Genomic DNA, 15,705 nt, shown 5'->3' on the forward strand with positions numbered 1-15,705 from the left:
CCTGATTGCTTATTTTTCCAGGTATTGGAGCTTGTCGGGCTTGCCGTTCCATTCGTCAGCGTCGGGCAGCGGCTTCTTGGCCCGGCTGATGCTGGCGAATTCGGGCGACAGTTCGGCGTTCAGCGCGATGAATTTCATCTGGTCCTGCGGGACGTCTTCTTCGGCATAGATGGCGTTGGCCGGGCATTCCGGAATGCAGACCGCGCAGTCGATGCATTCATCCGGATCGATGACCAGAAAGTTCGGTCCTTCGCGGAAGCAATCAACGGGGCACACGTCGACGCAATCGGTGTACTTGCACTTGATACAGTTTTCGGTGACGACGTGAGTCATGCGGCAACTCCCGGTGGGGCGCTTTTATTCTGGGTGAAAAAAGGGATTTTACCCAATTGCGCGTGCCGCCTCCCGCTATAACCCTGAACCGCGTAATGTCGCGGCGCGCCGGGGGCCTGGCGGCACGGCCGTTGAGCAACCGCGAAGGTGGGCGCCATAACGCGGACAAGCCGGCGCGGCCCCGCCATCGTCGAGCGACATACTATGGTTGAATACGGTTTTTCCCGCCGGGCCTGCCCGGGACCGGTGCTGCGGGCGATCGCCGCGCATGGCAATCCGGCGTTCCCAGGCCAGCGCATACGAAAGCGACCAAGCGAATCATGATAATCACCTCGCTATTAGATACGGACCTGTACAAGTTCAGCATGATGCAGGTGGTCCTGCATCATTTTCCGGCTGCTCAGGTGGAGTATCGCTACAAGTGCCGCACACCCGGCGTGAACCTGCGGCCGTACATGGACGAGATCCGTGCCGAAATCCACCACCTGTGCCAGCTGCATTTCTCCGACGACGAGCTTGACTATCTGCGCGGACTGCGTTTCATCAAAAGCGATTTTGTCGATTTCCTCGGCTTGTTCCACCTGCCCGAGCGCTGCATCGTCGTGGCCGAAGGCGAACATCCCGGCGAAATCTCGATCGAGGTCAAGGGTCCCTGGCTGCACACCATCCTGTTCGAGATCCCCGTCCTGGCCATCGTCAACGAAGTCTATTTCCGCAATACCCGGGCGCACCCGGACCTGGCGGAAGGCCGGTCGCGCCTGCAATCCAAGATGGGCCTGGCGGTGAACGCGCCGGACATGGCGGACTTCCGCGTGGCGGAATACGGCACGCGCCGGCGTTTTTCCAAGGTCTGGCACGACGAGGTCGTGGCGACGATGAAGGCCACCATGGGCAGGATGTTCGCCGGCACCAGCAACGTGGCGCTGGCCCGGAAGTACGACGTCCTGCCGCTGGGCACCATGGGCCACGAATACCTGCAGGCCTGCCAGGCTCTCGGCCCGCGCCTGCGCGATTCGCAGGTATTCGCCCTGGAGGTCTGGGCCAAGGAATACCGTGGCGATCTCGGCATCGCGCTGTCCGATGTCTACGGCACCGATGCGTTCCTGCGCGACTTCGATATGTATTTCTGCAAGTTGTTCGATGGCGCGCGCCACGACTCGGGGGATCCCTTCCTGTGGGGCGAGCGCATGATCGGACACTACCAGGCCAATCGCGTCGACCCGCGCACCAAGACCCTGGTCTTTTCCGATGCGCTGACATTCCCTCGGGCAATAGAGCTGGCGCGGCGCTTCGCCGGGCGCTGCCGGGTGTCGTTCGGCATCGGGACCAACCTGACCAACGATTTGGGGCATCAGCCCTTGCAGATCGTCATGAAGATGGTCCGCTGCAATGGCCAGCCGGTGGCCAAGGTGTCCGACTCGCCGGAAAAGACCATGTGCGACGATCCCGCCTACCTGGCCTACCTGCGCCAAGTGTTCCAATTGCCTCCCATACCCGCCGAAAGCGCGGCAACCATTTCCAACCCCGAACCGAAAGGAAACTCATGAGCTCCATCAAGCGCGTCAACGTCGAAAAGCGTCTTTCCGACATGGCCATCTATAACGGTGTCGCCTATCTCGCCGGCCAGGTGCCCGATGATGCCTCGCTGGACATCACCGGCCAGACCCAGCAGGTCCTCGCCACCATCGACCGCCTGCTGGCCGAAGCCGGCACCGACAAGACCAAAATCCTGATGGCGCAGATCTTCGTTGCCAACATGAAGGAATTCGACGGCATGAACAAGGCGTGGGACGCCTGGGTGCCGGCCGGCAACGCGCCGCCCCGGGCGACGGTCGAGGCTCGCCTGGCCAATCCGGACTACAAGGTCGAGATCGTCGTCACCGCCGCGGTAGGCTGATCGCGGTTGCGCCATGCCGGCGGGGGGCTCGCCCCTTGCCGGCCTCCCCGGGCCTAGCCTTTTCCCAGCCGCGCCAGCGGATCCTGCCGATAATAGGCGCGCAGCAGGTCGTACCATTCCGGCAATGCCGAGGCCAGGGGCTCCGGGTCCACGAAAAACGATTCGGAACTGACGGCGAAGAACTCGCCTTCGTCAGTCGCAGCGTAGGGATCCATCGGCAATTGGCTGTACCAGGGATCGGCGTCCGGCCCTTCCGGGTCGACGTCCGGGGGAATCGCCGCTTCCACGGCCTCCAGGGCGCGCGTGAACCGGTCCAGGCTGTCGTCGAGTACGCGCCGCCACAAGCGGGCGTTCAGTTCCGGCCGCCCCGCCAGGCTGGGCATGCCGTCCGCGTCGCCGCCCACCAGGTCGAGCTTGTGGGCGAATTCGTGGATCACCACGTTGAAGCCGCCTTCCGCAATCCGCGCGTCTTCCCAGGAGAGCACGACGGGTCCGCCATCCCACGCTTCGCCCGCCGCGTCTTCGGTGTATTCGTGCACCACCCCGATGTCGTCCTCGCGGCGCCGCGGGATGGCGAAACCGCCGGGATACACGATGATTTCGTCCCATCCCTCGTACAGGCCGGTCGGCAGCTTCAGGATGGGCACCGCCGCCTGTACCGCGATGGACAGTCGCATAAAGTCGGTCAGTTGCAGGCCGCGCGCGCCGTTCATGGTTTTGCTGGCCAGCAGCCAGGCGGCGCGGGCGCGCAGCTCCTCGATGTCCTCGGGTGCCAGTCCCGCCAGGAACGGATAGGCCTGAAGGACTTCTTCCCATAGCGCGGGATCGATGCGCGCCCGTACATTCGCGACCCGGGCGGCGGGCGCGCCGCGTCCAAGCAGCCATCGCAACATAGGCGGATTCTCCATTCGGGTGCACGGTCTCCGGGGGGGGGCGGTTCGCGTCGGCGCGGGACGCCTTCCAGTCCCGACAGGCGCTAGTGTAGAGTGTGGGGTTCCTGTCCAATCGATGCTTTGTTGCGTTTTTTCAGTGCCCGCACCGATGCCCCCGCCTTCCGATCGCGATACCCTGACGCCTTTTGACGCCGCGTGGTTCGACGGTGCCGCGGCCGGCCTGGATACGCAAGGACGCGATCAACTGCTAAAGGCGGCGGCGTGGGCAGGGCCGCGCTTCGGCGAGGAACAAGCGCTGACCGGCGAACCGCTGGCCAGCCATGCGGCCGGCGTGGCGCGCATCCTGGCCGGCCTGCATACCGATCGGGCGACACGCGTGGCCTCGGTGTTGGCCGCCTTGCCGGCGGATCTGTCCGCGCCCGCACCGTCCAACCGCCACGACCCCATTGCCGCCGAATTCGATGCGGAAATCGCGCGCCTGGTGCAGGGCGCGCGCGCCTTGCTGCGCCTGGGCGCCGTCGCCCGGCTGGCCAGCGACAGTGCGGCGGACAGCGGGGCGCAGAAGGAAATGCAGCGCAAGATGCTGCTGGCCATGGCGGCGGATCTGCGCATCGTCCTGATGCGCCTGGCTTCGCGCCTGCAAAGCCTGCGCTGGCATGCCGCATCCAAGGTGGCCTGCCCGCCCGAGCTGGCCCGCGAAACGCTGGACCTCTATGCCCCGCTGGCCAACCGCCTGGGAATATGGCAGCTCAAGTGGGAACTGGAGGACCTGGCCTTCCGTTTCCTGGACGCCGATCGCTATAAGGAAATCGCCCGCCTGCTGGAAGAAAAGCGGGTGGAGCGCGAAGCCTTCATCGCCGACGCGGTCGAGCGCGTGCGCATGGCCTTGCGCAAGGCCGGCATCGACGCGGAAGTCAGCGGGCGGCCCAAGCATATCTACAGCATCTGGAACAAGATGCGCATCAAGAAGCTGGACTTCAACCAGATGTTCGATTTGCGCGCCCTGCGCGTCATCGTCAAGGACGTGCGCGAATGCTATACCGCGCTGGCGATCGTGCACGAGCTCTGGACGCCGATGCTGGACGAGTTCGACGACTATATCTCCAGGCCCAAGCCCAACGGCTACCGCTCGCTGCACACGGTGGTCATGGACAAGGACGGGCGCCCGTTCGAGGTCCAGATCCGCACGCAGGAGATGCACCAGTTCGCGGAATACGGCATGGCGGCGCACTGGCGCTACAAAGAGGCCGGACCCAAGGGCGGGCAGGTAGCCGCGTCCAGCGAATACGACCGGCAGCTTTCCTGGATGCGCCAGCTGCTGGCCTGGAACGCCGACCTGGACGAGACGCCCGCGGGAGGGCAGGGGGGTACCGTCGCCCGCGTGGCGGCGGAACACATCTACGTGCTGACGCCGCAGGCGCGCGTGATCGAACTGCCCGCGGGCTCCACGCCGGTCGACTTCGCCTATCACTTGCATACCGATCTGGGCCATCGGTGCCGCGGTGCGCGGGTCGATGGCCAGATGGTGCCCTTGCAGACCCGCCTCGCCACCGGCCAGACAGTGGAAATCGTGGCGGCCAAGTCCGGCGGACCTTCCCGGGACTGGCTGAATCCCCAACTGGGGTTCCTGGCCAGTCCTCGCGCACGGGCGAAGGTCCGCAACTGGTTCAACGCCATCGAACTGCAGCAACGCATTACCCAGGGACAAGGCCTGATAGAAAAAGAACTGCAGCGCCTGGGCAAGACCGCCGTGAACCTGGAGCAGCTGGCGCAACAACTGGGCTTCGCGCGCGCCGACGATCTTTACGTCGCGGCTGCCAAGGACGAGTTCAGCCTGAGGCAGATCGACGCGGTCTTCCAGCAGCCGGCGGAACCGGCCGGCGAACCGGGCGTCGTTACCCATGCCAGCCGCGCCGAAAGTACGGAAAAAGGCGGCAAGAGCGGTGTGCTGGTGGTGGGCGTGGGCTCGCTCATGACGCAGCTTGCGCGGTGCTGCCGGCCGGCGCCGCCAGATCCTATCGTCGGCTTCGTTACGCGCGGGCGCGGCGTGTCCATCCACCGGACGGACTGCCACAGCTACGCTGCCCTGGCCGAACGCGAACCCGAACGCGTCATCGAAGTGGCCTGGGGCGAGACCGGCAATACGGTTTATCCCGTGGATATCAGCGTGCGCGCGCACGACCGCTCCGGTCTGCTGCGGGACTTGTCCGAAGTTTTCGCGCGGCTGCGCCTGAATGTCATCGGCGTGAATACGCAAAGCCGCAATTCGCTGGCGCATATGGTATTTACCGTGGAAGTGCATGGCGGCCAAGCGCTGTCGCGCGCGCTGGATGCCCTGGCCGAAGTTCCCGGCGTGACCGGCGCGGCGCGCAAATAACGCCGTCCCGCCATAGACGGCCCGATCGGCGCCGGCCTACACTGGGGGTTTTCACGATAAGGCGCCCAGGCTTATGGATACCCGTCGCTGGCTGGAAACGCTGGTGGGTTTCGATACCACCAGCCGCAATTCCAATCTGGCTCTGATCGAAACCGCGCGCGATTGGCTCAAGGGCCAGGGCGTGCAGGCCTGGCTGGCCCATAACGAGGACCGCAGCAAGGCAAACCTGTTCGCCACGCTGCCCGGCCGCGACGGCGCGGAACAGGGCGGCATCGTGTTGTCCGGCCATACGGATGTCGTGCCGGTCGACGGGCAGGACTGGACCGGCGATCCCTTCGTGGTGCGCGAGCAGGATGGCCGGTTGTACGGGCGCGGTGCCTGCGACATGAAGGGGTTCATCGCGACGGCGCTGGCCCTGGTGCCGGAATTCCTGTCCATGCCGCGCGCCAAGCCCTTGCACCTGGCGTTTTCCTTCGACGAGGAAGTCGGCTGCGCCGGCGCCCCCTACCTGCTCGCCGACCTGCGCGATCGCGGCATCCGCCCCGACGGCTGCGTGGTGGGGGAACCCACCGGCATGCAAGTCGTGGTGGCGCATAAAGGCATCAACCTGTATCGCTGCCGGGTACACGGCAAGGCGGCGCATTCGTCGCTGACGCCGCATGGCTGCAATGCCATCGAGTACGCCGCGCGGCTGATTTGCCATATCCGCGACGTGGCCGATGCCTACAAGGCCAGGGGGCCTTACGACACCTTCTACGACGTACCTTTCAGCACTTTGACGACCAACTTGATCCGCGGGGGCATTGCGGTCAACACTATTCCGGACGATTGCGAGTTCGCCTACGAGTTCCGCAATCTGCCGGCCATCGAGCCGGACGATATCCAGCGGGAAATCCAGCGCTACGTGGATGACGTGCTGCTGCCGCGCATGCGGGCGGAATTTCCGGCGGCGCGCATCGATATCGAGCGCGGTCCCGCGGCTCCCGGCCTGGAAGCCTCGGAGCAGGCCGCCATCACCCAACTGGTGCGCGCCCTGACCCGGGATAGCGCGACGCGCAAAGTGGCGTATGGCACCGAAGCGGGGCTGTTCCAGGGCATCGGCATCCCGACGGTGGTGTGCGGCCCGGGTCATATTGCCCAGGCCCACAAGCCGGACGAGTTTGTCGCGATAGACCAACTGGAGGCCTGCGCGGCGTTCCTGCGCCGCGTCGGCCAGTCGATATAAGGGACGGGCGCCGGCTTCCCGGCCGGTGCGGGCGCATGCCGGCGGCACCCGGGGTGTCCTCGCCCGGACGCGGGCGCCCGGTCGGGTAAAATACCCGGTTGCTAAATTGTTGGCGGCGGCGTGTTTTACCTGACCGCCCGCTCCCCGCGGTGCCGGCGGGAATAACGTGGTGAAACAGAGTGGTCAAACCTTACGATTTTCCTGACGCCCAGGGCCATTTCGGTCCCTATGGTGGCGTGTTCGTGGCGGAAACGCTCATGCACGCGCTCGACGAACTGCGCGCGGCCTACGATCGCTATCGCGCGGACCCGGCATTCATCGAAGAGTTCAACTACGAACTCAAGCATTTCGTCGGCCGGCCCAGCCCCGTTTATCACGCCCGGCGCTGGTCGCAGGAACTCGGCGGCGCGCAGATCTGGTTCAAGCGGGAAGACCTGAACCACACCGGCGCGCACAAGATCAACAACTGTATCGGGCAGGCACTGCTGGCCCGCCGCATGGGCAAGCCGCGCGTCATCGCGGAAACCGGTGCCGGCCAGCACGGCGTGGCCACCGCGACCGTGGCGGCCCGCTACGGCATGGAGTGCGTGGTGTACATGGGCAGCGAGGACATCCGCCGCCAGGCATCCAATATGTACCGCATGAAGCTCCTGGGGGCGACCGTGGTGCCGGTGGAATCCGGCTCGCGTACCCTCAAGGACGCCCTGAACGAGGCCATGCGCGACTGGGTCACCAACATCGGCAATACTTTCTACATCATCGGTACGGTGGCGGGACCCGACCCCTATCCCCGCATGGTGCGGGACTTCCAGACCGTCATCGGCAAGGAATGCCTGTGGCAGATGCCCGAGGAAGCGGGCCGCCAGCCCGATATCGTCATCGCCGCCGTCGGGGGCGGATCGAATGCAATGGGCATCTTCCACCCCTACATCCCGTACGAAGACGTCCAGCTGATCGGCGTCGAAGCGGCGGGGGAAGGCATGGATTCCGGTCGTCACGCCGCTTCCATCGCTGCCGGGCAAGTGGGCGTGCTGCACGGCAATCGCACGTATGTCATGCAGGACGTCAACGGCCAGGTGCAAGAGACGCATTCGGTGTCGGCCGGCCTGGACTACCCCGGCGTGGGCCCCGAGCATGCCTGGCTGCAGGACAGCGGCCGTGCCACTTATGTCGGCGTGACCGACGACGAAGCGCTCAGGGCCTTCCACGACTGCTGCCGCATCGAAGGGATCATGCCGGCGCTGGAATCCTCGCACGCGATTGCCCATGCCGTTCGCCTCGCGCCGACCCTGCCGGCGGACACGAATATCCTGGTCTGCCTGTCCGGACGCGGCGACAAGGACATGCATACCGTGGCCGAGCGCGCCGGCCTGACGCTGTAACCGACAGTGGTGATAGATAGCATGACCTCACGACAAGACCGTATCGCCGCCGCCTTCTCCCGTGCCCGCGACGACAATCGCGCCGCGCTGATTCCCTACGTCGCCGCCGGCGATCCTTCGCCTGCGTCCTGCGTGCCGTTGATGCACGCGCTGGTCGAGGCGGGCGCGGACGTTATCGAACTGGGTGTGCCGTTCTCGGATCCCATGGCCGACGGTCCGGTGATCCAGCGCGCCACGGAGCGCGCGATCGCGCAGGGCATGAGCCTGCGCGCCGTACTGGACGCGGTGAAACGCTTTCGGGCCCAGGACGACCGCACCCCGGTCGTGCTCATGGGCTATGCCAACCCCATCGAACGCATGGGGCAGGCCGCCTTCGCCGATGCCGCCCTGGATGCCGGCGTGGATGGCGTGCTCGTGGTGGATTATCCGCCCGAAGAAGTGCAGGCTTTCGCCGATCTGCTCGGGGCCAGGGGCATCGCGCCGATTTTCCTCATCGCCCCGACGACTACGGATGCGCGCATCCAGGCGGTGGGCAAGGTGGCGCGCGGCTACGCCTATTACGTGTCGCTCAGGGGCGTGACCGGCGCGGGCCATCTGGACACGGATGACGTGGCCCGCCGGCTGGCCGATATCCGCCGCCATGTGCACATTCCGATCGGCGTCGGCTTCGGCATCCGCGATGCCGCCAGCGCCCAACGGGTCGCGCAAGTGGCGGACGCGGTGGTGATCGGCAGCAAGCTGATCGAAACCATGGAACAGGCGGTCGCCGGTGCTGCCGCCGACCGGCGCGACGAAGCCGCCATTGCGGCCGCGCGTCAGTGGCTGGGCGGTATCCGCTCGGCATTGGCCCAGGCCGGGCGCGGCGCCGCCGCTGCCTGACATCGTCTTCCTATCAGGACAATAAATAAACAATGAGCTGGATCGAGAAACTCCTGCCGCCTCGCATCAACAAGACGACGGAGCCCAGCGCGCGGCGCGTGCCCGAAGGCTTGTGGGTCAAGTGCCCGGCCTGCGAATCGGTGCTTTACAACGAAGACCTTGCGGCGAACCTGCACGTTTGCCCCAAGTGCGATCACCATATGCGCATCGGGGCACGCGCCCGGATCGATTCGCTGCTGGACCTGGAGGGGCGGGTCGAAATCGGGCAGAGCATACGCTCGGTCGATACGCTGAAGTTCAAGGACAGCCGCAAGTATCCTGAACGCATCCAGGAAGCCGTCAAGCAGACGGGAGAGACCGATGCGCTGGTCGTCGTCAGCGGTTCCATACGCAGCGTTCCGGCCGTGGTGGCCTGCTTTGAATTCGAGTTCATGGGAGGATCCATGGGCTCGGTGGTGGGCGAACGCTTCGCGCGCGGCGCCCAGGCGGCGCTGGACCAAAAGACGGGCTTCGTCTGCGTGGCCGCGTCCGGCGGCGCGCGGATGCAGGAAAGCCTGTTGTCGCTGATGCAGATGGCCAAGACCAATGCCATGCTGACGAGGCTGGCGGCTGCCGGGCTGCCCTTCATCAGCGTGTTGACCGATCCCACCATGGGGGGCGTGTCGGCCAGCTTCGCCTTCATGGGCGACGTGGTCATTGCCGAACCCAAGGCGCTCATCGGCTTCGCGGGGCCGCGGGTCATCGAGCAGACGGTGCGGGAGAAACTGCCTGAAGGCTTCCAGCGCGCGGAATTCCTGCTGCAGAAGGGCGCTGTGGACATGGTGGTGGACCGGCGCCAGTTGCGCGAGGAAATCGCCCGTTTGCTCGCGCTGTTGACGCGCCAATCCGTCGACGTCGTCGCGGCCTGAATCGCCGCCTCGCGCCGCCTCGCGCGGTATCGCATCGCCGCGCCGTGCCGGTCCTCCGCCACGGCGCGCATCGCGTCGCATCGGCCGATCCTGCCGGCATGCCGATTGCTTGTGCGGCCGGCCTCGGCGCCTTGCCTTCCGTGCACGTCATGCCTTTGCTCCGCCCGAGCCCTTGGCGCTATTGGTCGTCCTGACGGAATAGTGTTTCCTGGCACAGTGTGGCGTTTTATGACAACGCTGCTTGGTCGGCCTCCGGGTTTTCTGATAAGTTACACAATCTTTTTGTTTTCCTCATTGCTGGAGTTTCCCCAATGAATCGTGGTCATAAAAACAAAATCGTCGCCGGCGCGTTGACCGCATTGGCTATGACGTGCGCGGTCCCCATGGCCCATGCGCAGCAAAGCCGCTCCAATGGCGGCGTCAGTGTGCAGATGGGCGTCGGTGAAAAATACAACCGAACCACCGTGAACTACGAAACCGCGCCGTTGTGGAACTACGATTTCGGCGGAAATTGGGGCCGGCTGGATCTGACGGGTGAACTGGGTGTTGCCTATTGGTGGGCGCACCAGGGCGCGCATCCCAGCAGCGCCTGGCAGCTGAACGCGATCCCGATGTTTCGCTGGTGGCTGGGCGACCGCTTCTTCGTCGAGGCCGGCGTCGGCCCCACGGTCTTCAACAAAACCCGCTTCGCGGATAAGACGATCAGCACGGCGTTCCAGTTCGGCGACCATATCGGCCTGGGATTCCAGCTTACCGAATCCAGCCGCATCAGCCTGCGCTATTCGCACTTCTCGAATGCCAGCATCAAGACCCCGAACCCCGGCCTGGATGTCACGCAGCTGAGCTATACCTACCTGTTCTGACCCTGGCGGCGCTTGATCGGCGCCGCTTCCCGTCCTCGGGCCCTTGGCGCAAGCCGGGCGCCATGCAAAAAAGGGCTGTTCCTCTCGGAGCAGCCCTTTTTTGCATTCTGGCCGCGCCCTCGCGGACGCGGCCTGGGTACGGCCTAGTGGCGCGTCTCCACTTGCTGCAACGGCGCGGACGACACCGGCGGAACCGGCTTGCGTTCACGTCCCAGGCGTACGGGCGTATGGCTGGCGGCCATGCGCTGTTGCGTCTGGGCGTGGCGGGCGGGGTCCGTTTCCACCCACGTCAGGCCGGCGGCGTTGACCACGGCCTGCAGGCTCTGCGCGGGGGCAGGCTGCTGGGCAACCGCCGGAGCGGTCGCCGCTTGCGGCGCGGCGTGCGATGGCGCGGACGCCTGCGCCGCCGGCACTTCCGGCGTGGGCGCGGCGGGAGCCGTCGTGACAGGCGCGGCCGGTACCGGTTGCGCCACGGGCGTCACGGGGGCCGTGTAGGCGGGCGCGGCCTCGATGGGGGCCTGGTGGGCGGGCGCCTCCGGCGCGGGCGCAGGCTCGGCGGCCGCTATGGGCTCGGGCGATACCGTTTCCGATTCGGCCGTTTGACGTGCAGCCGTTATCGGCTCGGCGGCGGGCTGCGATGCAACCGGCGCCGGCTCGGCTGCGCGGCTTTGCACGGTTTCGGCTGGCGCCGGGGCCGTGGCAGCATGATCCGGCACGGCGTGGACCGGCGCGGCCGGCGCGATGGCCGGGGCAGCCCGCGCAGCCGCCATGGGTTGCGGCGTCGCCGATTCGGCGGGCGTCGCGTGGACCGGTGCGGGCTGGGCGGCAGGCATCTGCGTTTCCGGCGTGTCTTCCGTAAAGGGCGGCTTTGCCTGTTCCACCGGCGTGGCAACTTCCGACAAGGCGGCTTGCGCTTCGGCAGCCAGGGATTCCTCGCCTTCCGGCGATTCCTGCGTGCCTTCGCCAGCCAGGACCGTGCCGTCTTCCGACGCGCGGCGGCCGCGGCGGCTGCGGCGACGACGGCGTTTGCGCTCCGGATCGGCACCGGCTTCCGCCGTCAGGCCTTGCTCGTCCAGGTCCGCGGCTTCGGCCGCAGCGTCGGCGCGGTCGTCCGCGGCGTCGGGCGGCAGTGCCGCGGCCACCGTTTCAGCCAGGGCGGCGACCATGCTTTCCTGCTCGCTCATCGGTGCGTCGGCCTGGTCTTCGCGGCGTCCGCGTCCGCGACCGCGGCGTCCCCGGCCATTGCGGGCCGGTGCGGCTTCGTCCTGGCCTTCGGGGGCCAGGGCGCGTTCGGGATGGGCCTGAGCCTGGGCGACGGCATCGCGCTCGGCGCGCTGCTGGGCTTCGGCGCGTGCCGGACGTTCGCCGCGATCGCTGCGTTCGTTGCGTTCGTTGCGCTCGCCGTCGTTGCGGCGGCCGCCCCGCACGTGGTGGCGCAGGCCTTCGCCTTCGGTGGCTTCCGGACGGGCCTCGTGGCGGCGGTTACGGTTGCGGTCCGAGCCGTGGCGTTCGCCGCGGCGTTCCTGGCCGTCGTGCGTGCGCGACTTGGGCCGCGCGGGGGCGCGCTTGGCATCCGCCTGCGGAGCAGGGGCGGCCGCGGGTGTCGTGTCGCCGCCGGTAAACCATCCGACCAGTCGCTTGAACAAGCCGCCCAGGCCGGGCGCTGCGGGCGCCGGCACGGGGGCGGCCACCGGGGTGGGGGCCGATACGGGCGCTGGCTGGGCCGGTGTGATGCCCTTGACCAGGGCTTCGGGGCGGGCCTTGATTTCCTGTTCGCGCGGCGCCCAGGCGACTTCCGTGGCCGGGGCGTCGGCCAGCTCGAAGCTGGTCTTCATTTCTTCCAGGCGCGGATCGTCGTGGCGCAGGCGCTCGATGTGGTGATGCGGCGTTTCCAGGTGCTTGTTGGGAATCAGCACCAGGTTGACCTTCAGGCGGGCTTCCATCTTCGCGATGTCGGCGCGCTTCTCGTTGAGCAGGAAGGTCGCCACGTCGACCGGCACCTGGGCATGCACCGCCGCGGTGTTTTCCTTCATGGCTTCTTCCTGCAGCAGGCGCAGGACGTGCAGCGCGCTGGATTCCGCATCGCGGATCACGCCGGTACCGTTACAGCGCGGGCAGGTAATGTGCGAGCCTTCGTTCAGTGCCGGGCGCAGGCGTTGGCGCGACAGTTCCATCAGCCCGAAGCGCGAGATCTTGCCCATCTGCACGCGGGCGCGGTCGAAATGCAGGGCATCGCGCAGGCGCTGTTCGACGGCGCGCTGGTTCTTGCTGTCCTCCATATCGATGAAGTCGATGACGATCAGGCCACCGAGGTCGCGCAGGCGCAGCTGGCGGGCGACTTCATCGGCCGCTTCCTGGTTGGTGCGCAGGGCGGTTTCCTCGATGTCCGCGCCGCGCGTGGACCGCGCGGAGTTCACGTCGACGGCCACCAGGGCTTCGGTATGGTCAATGACGACGGCGCCGCCCGACGGCAGCGTCACGGTACGCGAATACGCGGTTTCGATCTGGTGTTCGATCTGGAAGCGCGAAAACAGCGGCACGTCGTCCCGATAGCGCTTCACGCGCTGGACGTTGTCCGGCATCACCACGCTCATGAACGCGGTGGCTTGATCGGCGATCTCGTCGGTATCGAACAGGATTTCGCCGATTTCCGGCGAGAAGTAATCGCGAATCGCACGGATGACCAGGCTGGATTCCAGGTAGATCAGGATCGGCGCGGAGTTGTCGCGCGCGGCCCCGTCTATGGCGGTCCACAGTTGGAGCAGATAGGACAGGTCCCACTGCAGTTCTTCGACATTGCGCCCGATGCCGGCGGTGCGGGCGATGATGCTCATGCCCTGCGGCACCTGGAGCTGCTCCATGGTGTCGCGCAGTTCCTGGCGGTCCTCGCCTTCGACACGGCGCGAGACGCCGCCGCCGCGCGGGTTGTTGGGCATCAGGACCAGATAGCGGCCGGCCAGCGAGATGAACGTGGTCAGGGCAGCGCCCTTGTTGCCCCGTTCTTCCTTTTCGACCTGGACGATCAGTTCCTGGCCTTCGCGCAGGGCGTCCTGGATGCGGGCGGTGCGTACGTCGACGCCTTCCTTGAAATAGCTGCGGGCGATTTCCTTGAACGGCAGGAAGCCGTGGCGGTCTTCGCCGTAGTTGACGAAGCAGGCTTCAAGGCCGGGTTCGATGCGGGTGATGATGCCTTTGTAGATGTTGCCTTTACGCTGTTCGCGGCCGGCGGTTTCGATGTCCAGATCGATGAGTTTCTGCCCATCGACAATGGCAACGCGCAACTCTTCAGGGTGCGTTGCATTGAACAACATGCGCTTCATGAGAGGGTTCTCCGTAGTCATGACACGCCGATATCGGCGCGTGACCTCGGGTCACCCGGGCTGCGGACTGCGGCAGAGCAAGCGTGCGGACCTGGCCTGAGCACCGCCCAGGCCTATCCGCGCCGGTCAGGCAGGCACTTCGTGCCAAGTGGCACGCGGTTCGGTCAGCAGGGGAGTCAGGTTCACGAATTGTGGTTGACGAATAATTGCTGTGAACGTCAGGCGCGGCGAAGGGGTACGGCACGCGCCTGGTGCATTAATACGACGGTATTGCTTGTTTGCTTCAGAACCGCGCGCGGCATGCAACGGACCTGGCTGAGAACGCGTCAGGGACTTCGCCTTCGCGTACTCGTCAGGGCGCGGTTGCGCCGGCGACCGGATGACCCCGGCGCTGAATCTGGCAGACGGTACAATAACGGCCTGCGCACCGGACGGAATCGTCACCCGACGGAGTTGCTCAGGAAAGTGCATCTGAACGTGCATCTCTACGCCAGGCGGCCATTCAGCCCCATAATTCAGCCCCTTAAGGCTGTCCCGATTATATGCCGCTTTTCGCAATGCGCAAAGAAGACACTTCACGCCTGCCCCCCACGTCAACCGGCGCCCCCACCGGGGGCGGGAAAACGATAAATCCCCCTCCCGCCGTTCGCATGATCGAGATCGGCGAGGCCCAAAGCGGCCAGCGGCTGGACAACTTCCTGTTCCGTGTCTGCAAGGGCGTGCCCAAAAGCCATATCTACAAGGCGATACGCGACGGCCAGGTGCGGGTCAACAAGGGCCGTATCGCCGTGGATCATCGGCTGGAAATCGGCGATCTCGTCCGCGTGCCGCCCTTGCGCCTGCCCCAGCCGGGGGAAAGCCGGCCGGTGCCGCCTGCGGAATTTCCCGTCGTTTACGAGGACGATGCCTTGCTGGTCATCGACAAGCCGGCCGGCATCGCCGTCCATGGCGGCAGCGGGGTGGCGTTCGGCGTGATAGAACGCCTGCGGGCTGCCCGGCCCCAGGCACCGATGCTGGAACTGGTCCATCGGCTGGATCGCGAGACTTCCGGCCTGCTCATGGTGGCCAAGAAACGCAGCGCCCTGCTGGCCCTGCATCGCATGCTGCGCGAAGGGCAGGGGAGCAAAAGGTATTTCGCTCTGGTCGGCGGCGATTGGGTGAACGATAGGCAGCACATCAAACTGCCGCTCACCAAGTGGACCACGGCCTCAGGCGAGCGGCGCGTGCGGGTCGATCGCGATGGGCAGGCCGCCCATACCATCGTCACATTGAAACAGCGCTACGGTAAATTCAGCCTGGTCGAGGCGGAGCTGCGCACCGGGCGCACCCACCAGATCCGCGTACATCTGGCCTCCGTCGGGTTTCCCATCGTCGGAGACGATAAATACGGGGACGATGCGGTCCGCCTGTCCTTCGCCCGCAAGGGATTCGCTCGCATGTTCCTGCACGCCCATCATCTGGACCTGCTCCATCCCCTTACTGGCGAGGCCCTCTCGCTGGAGGCGCCGTTGCCCCAGCCTTGCCTGGACATTCTCAAAACACTGGAGCCGGCCTGAAGGCCGACCCTCGGAGCGCCACGCACGTCATGCGCGGCGTCCCCGACTTTGCAATGCCGGTTTAATGCACCG

The 15,705-nt window shown here is 66.0% G+C and carries 12 protein-coding genes; 9 read left to right on the forward strand and 3 right to left on the reverse strand.

All coding sequences use genetic code 11. The features are described 5' to 3' along the window. Positions 1-9: 9 nt before the first annotated feature. Positions 10-333, reverse strand: coding sequence for a ferredoxin FdxA (gene fdxA / locus ACO1P8_RS21030; protein ID WP_066660569.1), 324 nt, complete (start codon positions 331-333; stop codon positions 10-12). Positions 334-653: 320 nt separating this feature from the next. On the opposite strand from fdxA, the gene pncB reads away from it, so the two are divergent. Together pncB and ACO1P8_RS21040 are read left to right on the forward strand one after the other, a co-directional pair. Further along, positions 654-1,880: a nicotinate phosphoribosyltransferase gene (pncB, locus tag ACO1P8_RS21035; protein ID WP_486297807.1), complete on the forward strand. Its 1,227-nt coding sequence runs from the start codon at positions 654-656 to the stop codon at positions 1,878-1,880. Beyond that, positions 1,877-2,230, forward strand: coding sequence for a RidA family protein (locus ACO1P8_RS21040; RefSeq protein ID WP_094841074.1), 354 nt, complete (start codon positions 1,877-1,879; stop codon positions 2,228-2,230). Before pncB ends, ACO1P8_RS21040 begins: the two co-directional genes overlap by 4 nt. Before the next feature lie 53 nt (positions 2,231-2,283). Here ACO1P8_RS21040 and ACO1P8_RS21045 read toward each other — a convergent pair whose 3' ends face one another. After that, the gene (locus tag ACO1P8_RS21045; RefSeq protein ID WP_486297808.1) at positions 2,284-3,123 is read right to left on the reverse strand and encodes a M90 family metallopeptidase; all 840 of its coding nucleotides are present in this window, start codon (positions 3,121-3,123) and stop codon (positions 2,284-2,286) included. Positions 3,124-3,271: 148 nt separating this feature from the next. Between ACO1P8_RS21045 and ACO1P8_RS21050 the strand changes: the two genes are divergently transcribed. From ACO1P8_RS21050 to ACO1P8_RS21075, 6 genes are all read left to right on the forward strand, one after another. After that, entirely contained in the window at positions 3,272-5,500 is a 2,229-nt protein-coding gene (locus ACO1P8_RS21050) for a RelA/SpoT family protein (protein WP_486297809.1), read from the forward strand. 73 nt (positions 5,501-5,573) lie between these two features. Then, complete coding sequence (gene argE / locus ACO1P8_RS21055; protein ID WP_486297810.1) at positions 5,574-6,725, forward strand: acetylornithine deacetylase; 1,152 nt, start codon at positions 5,574-5,576, stop codon at positions 6,723-6,725. Positions 6,726-6,904: 179 nt separating this feature from the next. Continuing rightward, on the forward strand, positions 6,905-8,107 hold the full coding sequence (trpB, locus tag ACO1P8_RS21060; protein ID WP_486297811.1) for a tryptophan synthase subunit beta: 1,203 nt from the start codon (positions 6,905-6,907) through the stop codon (positions 8,105-8,107). 21 nt (positions 8,108-8,128) lie between these two features. After that, entirely contained in the window at positions 8,129-8,986 is an 858-nt protein-coding gene (gene trpA, locus ACO1P8_RS21065; RefSeq protein ID WP_486297812.1) for a tryptophan synthase subunit alpha, read from the forward strand. Positions 8,987-9,018: 32 nt separating this feature from the next. Continuing rightward, a complete protein-coding gene (gene accD, locus ACO1P8_RS21070) occupies positions 9,019-9,894 on the forward strand; it encodes an acetyl-CoA carboxylase, carboxyltransferase subunit beta (RefSeq protein ID WP_486297813.1) in 876 nt (291 codons plus the stop codon). A gap of 311 nt (positions 9,895-10,205) precedes the next feature. Then, positions 10,206-10,757: an acyloxyacyl hydrolase gene (locus tag ACO1P8_RS21075; protein ID WP_486297814.1), complete on the forward strand. Its 552-nt coding sequence runs from the start codon at positions 10,206-10,208 to the stop codon at positions 10,755-10,757. Positions 10,758-10,900: 143 nt separating this feature from the next. Here ACO1P8_RS21075 and ACO1P8_RS21080 read toward each other — a convergent pair whose 3' ends face one another. Further along, positions 10,901-14,077 (reverse strand): Rne/Rng family ribonuclease, encoded by a 3,177-nt coding sequence (locus ACO1P8_RS21080; RefSeq protein WP_486297815.1) that lies wholly within the window; start codon positions 14,075-14,077, stop codon positions 10,901-10,903. A 542-nt stretch (positions 14,078-14,619) separates the two neighbouring features. Here ACO1P8_RS21080 and ACO1P8_RS21085 point away from each other — a divergent pair. After that, positions 14,620-15,633, forward strand: a complete 1,014-nt coding sequence (locus ACO1P8_RS21085) for an RluA family pseudouridine synthase (RefSeq protein WP_486297816.1) — start codon at positions 14,620-14,622, stop codon at positions 15,631-15,633. Positions 15,634-15,705: the final 72 nt, after the last annotated feature.

Source organism: Bordetella sp., from assembly GCF_057362025.1.